The following is a 5,170-nucleotide window of genomic DNA, read 5'->3' on the forward strand; positions in this document are numbered from 1 at the left end:
GCTTCAGCCAGGGCGAGCGCATGAAGACGGCGCTCGCCCGCGCGCTGGTGCACAACCCGCCCAACATCATCCTCGACGAGCCGACCAACGGGCTGGACGTGCTGGCCACGCGCAGCCTGCGCGAGGCGCTGCGCCGGCTGCGCGACGACGAGGGCAAGTGCATCGTCTTCTCCACGCACATCATGCAGGAGGTCGAGCGATTGTGCGACGAGGTGGTGGTGATCGCCCACGGCCGCACGGTGGCCGAGGGCACGGTGCCGGCGCTGCTGGCGCGCACCGGCGAAAAGGACTTCGAGGAGGCTTTCGTGAGCCTGGCGTTCAGTGAAGAAGAGCGGACCAGCCAGGCGCTGGCCGCGAGCAGGGGGTTGTCATGAATGCCGCGTGGAGTGTGTTCTGGAAGGAGCTGGTCGATGCGCTGCGCGACCGGCGCACGCTGTTGACCGTGCTGCTCAGCTCGGTCGCGATGGGGCCGCTGGTGCTGGTGCTGATCTCGACGCTGGTCTCCAGCATCGAAAAGCGGGCCGAGGCGCGCGAGGTGGTGGTGGCCGGGCTGGCGAATGCGCCGACGCTGCACAACTACCTGCTGCGCCAGACCTACACGGTGAGTGAAGCGCCGGCCGACTACGAACGGCAACTGGACACCAGCAAGTTGGGCGACCCGGTGGTGGTGGTACCGAAGGACTTCGAGGCCGACCTGGCCAAGGGCGAGATGCCGCTGGTCGAGCTGGTGAGCTCCAGCGCCAACCAGCGCGCCGAAGGCAGCGTGAACCGCATCGCGGGCCTGTTGCAGGGCTTCAACCGCGAGCAGGCGGCGCTGCGCCTTTCGCTGCGCGGCGTTTCGATGGGCTTGCTGCAGGCCACGCAGGTGGAGCAACGCGACCTGGCCAATCCGGCCGCACGCGCGGCCCGGCTGACCGCGATGCTGCCGTTTTTCGTGCTGATGGCCGTGCTCTACGGCGCGCTGAATGCGGCGCTGGACAGCACGGCCGGCGAGCGTGAGCGGGGCTCGCTGGAGCCCTTGCTGATGAACCCCGCCAGCCGTGGTGCGCTGGTGCTGGGCAAGTGGGGCGCGGTGGCCGCGGTGGCGATGCTGATCGCGCTGCTGTCGAGCTTCAGCTTCCTGCCGGGGCAATGGTTGTTGCGCAGCGAGACGCTGGCGGCGACCTTCCAGTACGGCTTGCCCGAGGCGCTGGCCTTCCTGGCGCTGCTGGCGCCGCTGGCCGGCGCCTTGTCTGCGCTGCTGATGGCGATCGCGATCCGCTGCAAGACCTTCAAGGAGGCGCAGGCCAGCGCCACGGTGATCGTGTTGGTGGTCTCGCTGCTGCCGATGATGAACATGATCAACCAGGACGGCGAAAAGCCCTGGCACCTGTGGCTGCCGGCGCTCGCGCAGTCGACGCTGATGAACCGCGTGCTGCGCGGCGAGGCCATCACGCCCATCGAGTGGGCCGAGCCGCTGCTGGCCTGCGCGGGACTGACCGTGCTGTGCCTGGCCTTCGTGGCTCGGCAGTTCAAGCGCGCTGCGGTGCGCTGAAGCGAGGCTGGATCACCGCCCAGCGCAGGCCGCGCCGGGCCGCCCCAAGCGGCCTGCGCAACCCGCTTGGCGGGTGGCTTCGCGTACTCGCGGAGCCGGGTGCCCCATTCAAGCCTGGCAGACGGCGCGCCAGACTTCGTCCTGCCACGGCAATTGCCGAACCAGCTGGCTCAGGTGCAGCGCCGATTCCGGCGCGCTCAGCACGTCACCGGCATCGCTGACCAGGCGCAGATTGGTCAACACGCCCATCGGGTCGACCATCGCGACGACCCCGTGCTGGATTTCTGCCCAGTCCCACAGCAACCCGGCCTCTCGCTTTCGGGTACGCTCGCACCACATGGTCTGACCCGCAAGGCGTTCGCCATGAGGGCCACCGCGTGTGATGCGTGTACCTAAGTGCACGAATTGCAGCCTGCGTTGCGTGTTTGCCTGACAAAATACCGTGGGCCACAAATAGATGGACCAGGGGGGTGGCATGGTGCTGCGCTGGCTGTGGGGCGTTGGAGCGTTCTGTGGCGAGAGCATGACCCGTAGTCTGGAGTGCACGTCTTGCGCTTGCTAGATGTAAGACCTGTCAGGGCTTGGACAACAAGCCCTGGCGCCGCGAATGGGGGGGTGGCATGACCAGTTCCCCCATGCTGGGCGGCAGTTTCCTGTCGGTGATGCAGGCTCAGTCGCGGGACGATTTCCGCAGTGAGATCGTGCGTTTTGCCAATGAGCTCGGCTTCACCTATGTGTCGGCGATGACGGTGATCGACCTGTCGTTGACGCAGTCCGAGTTCATCACCGTCGACAACACGCCGCAGGCTTTCCGCGACGTGTTCACCAACAACACCGATGGCCGGCGCGACCCGGTCATGCAGCACTGCAGGCGTGGCACGCTGCCCATCATCTGGAACCAGGACACCTACGTCAGCCAAGATGCCGGCGAGCTCTGGGAAGAGCAGGCTGCTTTCGGCTACCGCACCGGCGTAGCGCTGGCCATGCATTTCCCTGACGGCCGTCACTTCACGCTGGGCGTGGATCGCGACGAGGCCTTGCCGACCGAGCCGGGTTCGCTGAGCCGCATCGTGGCCGATCTGCAGTTGTTTGCAGTGCACGCGCAGGATGCCGCAATGCGCTTGTTCGTGCCGCCCGGGCGCCAGCTCGAGCGGCCCAAGCTGACGCCGCGCGAGCTGGAAGCCCTGCGCTGGACCATGGAAGGCAAGACCGCCTGGGAAGTCGGTTCCATCCTCGGCATCAGCGAACGCACCGCGGTGCTGCATTTGCAGAACGCGATGCACAAGCTTGGCTCGATCAACAAGCACCAGGCGGTACTGAAGGCCTTGCGCCTGGGTTTGATCCACTAGTGAGCCGCCCGCCAGCATGCGGGCCGGACGCGGGGACCCTGTCAGAGTTGACAGTGTCGGCAAATGGCGAGACTTGCTTCAATGAGGCCATGCGCAATCGATGCGCGCAACCCCACCGGAGTGACCCCATGAAGCAAGCCCTGAAATCTTTCGTCCGCCAAGCCTTCGGTGCCTCGCGTGGTGCCGTCGCCCGGCGCGCCCCGCAAGCTGCTGCACCGCTGCGCACGCTGGATCGGCAGGCCTTGCGCGCCGTGTCCGGTGGCACCGACGGTGGCGACCTGCCCAAGGGCACCTGGTAAGCCCCCACTGATTCACTCGCGACCGGGCAAAGCATCCGGTTGCTGCCTGCGGTAAGCGCAGGCCATTTTTCTCGCTGTCACTCGGTCTCCAGAAGGAAAAAAGGGAAGGCCAGGACGGACGTCTTGGGAATATAAGAAGCGAAAACTGCATGGGCGACCGGACTTCGTGTCCGGTCGCCCTTTGCTTTTTTTGGGGCCCGTCGCGTGCGCTGCGGGTGGCCCATCGCCATCAACCGAGGGGGTCGGCCTCCTATCATGTGGCCATGAGCAGCCCTAGGCCTTATCTGCCGATGCGCATTGCCAACCCAGCATGGCCCGGGGCTGGGCTGCCATGAGCTTGTTCAGGCCAGAGGCGGTACAGCACCGCCAGCAGGAATGGCTGGGCGCGATCCAGTTGTCGCGGCCGCTGGGCCTGCGCTGGATCACGACAGGCGTGCTGCTCAGCTTGCTGCTGGTGGGCGCCTTCCTGGTGCTGGGCCAGGCCAGCCGACGGGCGCATTTGAGCGGCGTGCTGATGCCCGACCAGGGCCTGGTGCGCATCGTGCCGCCGCTGGCGGCCACGGTGCAGCAGGTGTCGGTGGCCGAGGGCCAGCAGGTGCATGCAGGTGACCTGCTGTTCACCCTGAGGGTGGACGGTGCGCGCCTGAATGAAAGCTCCCAGGCCCAGTTGCAGCAGACCTTCGATGCCCGCATTCGCAGCCTGGAAGAAGCTGCGCAGCGTGCAAGCCGCTTGCAGGGCGAGCAGGCGCACGGCCAGGCCGATCGGGCTGAAGGCCTGCAGCGCGAGCTGGCGCAACTCGACGATCAGGCCAGGCTGCAGGCGCAACGGCTGGCGCTGGCGGAAAAGGCCCAGGCCCGGCTGGAGGCGCTGGAGAAATCGCAGTTCGTGTCTTCGGCGCAGGTGCAGGCGAGGGCCGAGGACGTGCTGGGCCTGCGCGCCGAGGCCGCTGCGTTGCAACGCCAGCGCCAGACGCTGGCGCGCGAGCTGACCCAGTTGCAGGCGGAGCAGCGTGAGTTGCCGCTGCAGTCGGCGCAGCAGGTCAGCGACCTGCTGCGCCAACGCGACGAGATTGCCGAGACGGCCGCCCGCGCGAACGAGGCGGCGACCCAACGCACGCTGCTGCTGCGTGCGCCATCTGACGGCACGCTGAGTAGCGTGAATGTGAGCGCTGGCCAACCGGTGAATGCAGATGCTGCGTTGGCCACGCTGTTGCCAGCCGGCGCCAAGCTGCAGGCCCAGCTGTATGCCCCGTCCAGCGCGCTGGGTTTCGTGGCGGTTGGCCAGACGGTGCAGCTGCGGCTGCAGGCCTATCCGTACCAGCGTTATGGCTGGCTGAACGGGGACGTCATCCAGGTGGCACTGGCACCGGTGCAGGCGGGGGAGCTGGCCAGCGTGCCGTTGACGGTCAAGCAGGGCGCGGGCAGTGAGCCGATGTACCGCATCACCGTGGCACTGGCCATGCAGTCCATGAGCGCCGACGGCCAGGCGCGTCCGCTGCTGCCGGGCATGCAGCTGGAGGCCGACGTGCTGCTGGAGCGGCGCCGGCTGGCGGAGTGGTTGTTCGAGCCCTTGCTGGGCTGGCGCAAGAGGATTTGAGGCATGCGAGGGCAGGGCACGGGCGCCGAGGGTGGGCCGGTCGATGACAGCAGCTTGGCGACAGAGGCGGTGCAACCCGCCGAACCCCGCCTGCGCTTTGGCTGGCTGCGGCCCAAGGTGCCGCTGATCCTGCAGACCGAAGCCGCCGAGTGTGGCCTGGCCTGTCTGGCGATGATTGCCGGCGCGCACGGCATGCACACCGACCTGCCCAGCCTGCGCGAGCGTTTCCAGATCTCGATGAAGGGTGCGACCGCGGCCGACGTGGCCGACATAGGCGCGGCGATGGGCCTGACCCCGCGCGCGCTGCGCGCCGAGCCCGAGCAGTTTGGCCAGCTGGCGCTGCCTTGCATCCTGCATTGGGACCTGAACCACTTCGTGGTGCTGGCCGAGT

General features: G+C 67.5%; 7 protein-coding genes. 6 read left to right on the forward strand and 1 reads right to left on the reverse strand.

The genetic code is table 11. The features are described from left to right. Nucleotides 1-374: ATP-binding cassette domain-containing protein (locus FKP22_RS20500; protein WP_141289547.1), on the forward strand; the 374-nt coding region annotated here is incomplete at its 5' end. After that, nucleotides 371-1,534: an ABC transporter permease gene (locus FKP22_RS20505; RefSeq protein ID WP_141289548.1), complete on the forward strand. Its 1,164-nt coding sequence runs from the start codon at nt 371-373 to the stop codon at nt 1,532-1,534. The genes FKP22_RS20500 and FKP22_RS20505, both read left to right, overlap by 4 nt. A 108-nt stretch (nt 1,535-1,642) precedes the next feature. On the opposite strand, the gene FKP22_RS34600 is transcribed toward FKP22_RS20505, so the two are convergent. Beyond that, nucleotides 1,643-2,059 (reverse strand): DUF4902 domain-containing protein, encoded by a 417-nt coding sequence (locus FKP22_RS34600; protein ID WP_492486164.1) that lies wholly within the window; start codon nt 2,057-2,059, stop codon nt 1,643-1,645. A gap of 95 nt (nt 2,060-2,154) precedes the next feature. Here FKP22_RS34600 and FKP22_RS20515 point away from each other — a divergent pair, with 95 nt between their 5' ends. From FKP22_RS20515 to FKP22_RS20525, 4 genes are all read left to right on the forward strand, one after another. Next, nucleotides 2,155-2,883 (forward strand): autoinducer binding domain-containing protein, encoded by a 729-nt coding sequence (locus tag FKP22_RS20515; RefSeq protein ID WP_141289550.1) that lies wholly within the window; start codon nt 2,155-2,157, stop codon nt 2,881-2,883. A gap of 128 nt (nt 2,884-3,011) precedes the next feature. Further along, complete coding sequence (locus FKP22_RS32340; RefSeq protein WP_170200984.1) at nt 3,012-3,182, forward strand: hypothetical protein; 171 nt, start codon at nt 3,012-3,014, stop codon at nt 3,180-3,182. A gap of 331 nt (nt 3,183-3,513) precedes the next feature. Beyond that, the gene (locus tag FKP22_RS20520; RefSeq protein ID WP_170200985.1) at nt 3,514-4,779 is read left to right on the forward strand and encodes a beta-barrel domain-containing protein; all 1,266 of its coding nucleotides are present in this window, start codon (nt 3,514-3,516) and stop codon (nt 4,777-4,779) included. Between the two features lie 3 nt (nt 4,780-4,782). Continuing rightward, nucleotides 4,783-5,170, forward strand: a 388-nt coding sequence (locus FKP22_RS20525; RefSeq protein ID WP_141289552.1) for a cysteine peptidase family C39 domain-containing protein, incomplete at its 3' end; no start/stop codon positions are given.

The sequence above is a fragment of the Ideonella azotifigens genome (genome assembly GCF_006519715.1).
Taxonomy (GTDB): Bacteria; Pseudomonadota; Gammaproteobacteria; order Burkholderiales; family Burkholderiaceae_C; genus Ideonella; species Ideonella azotifigens.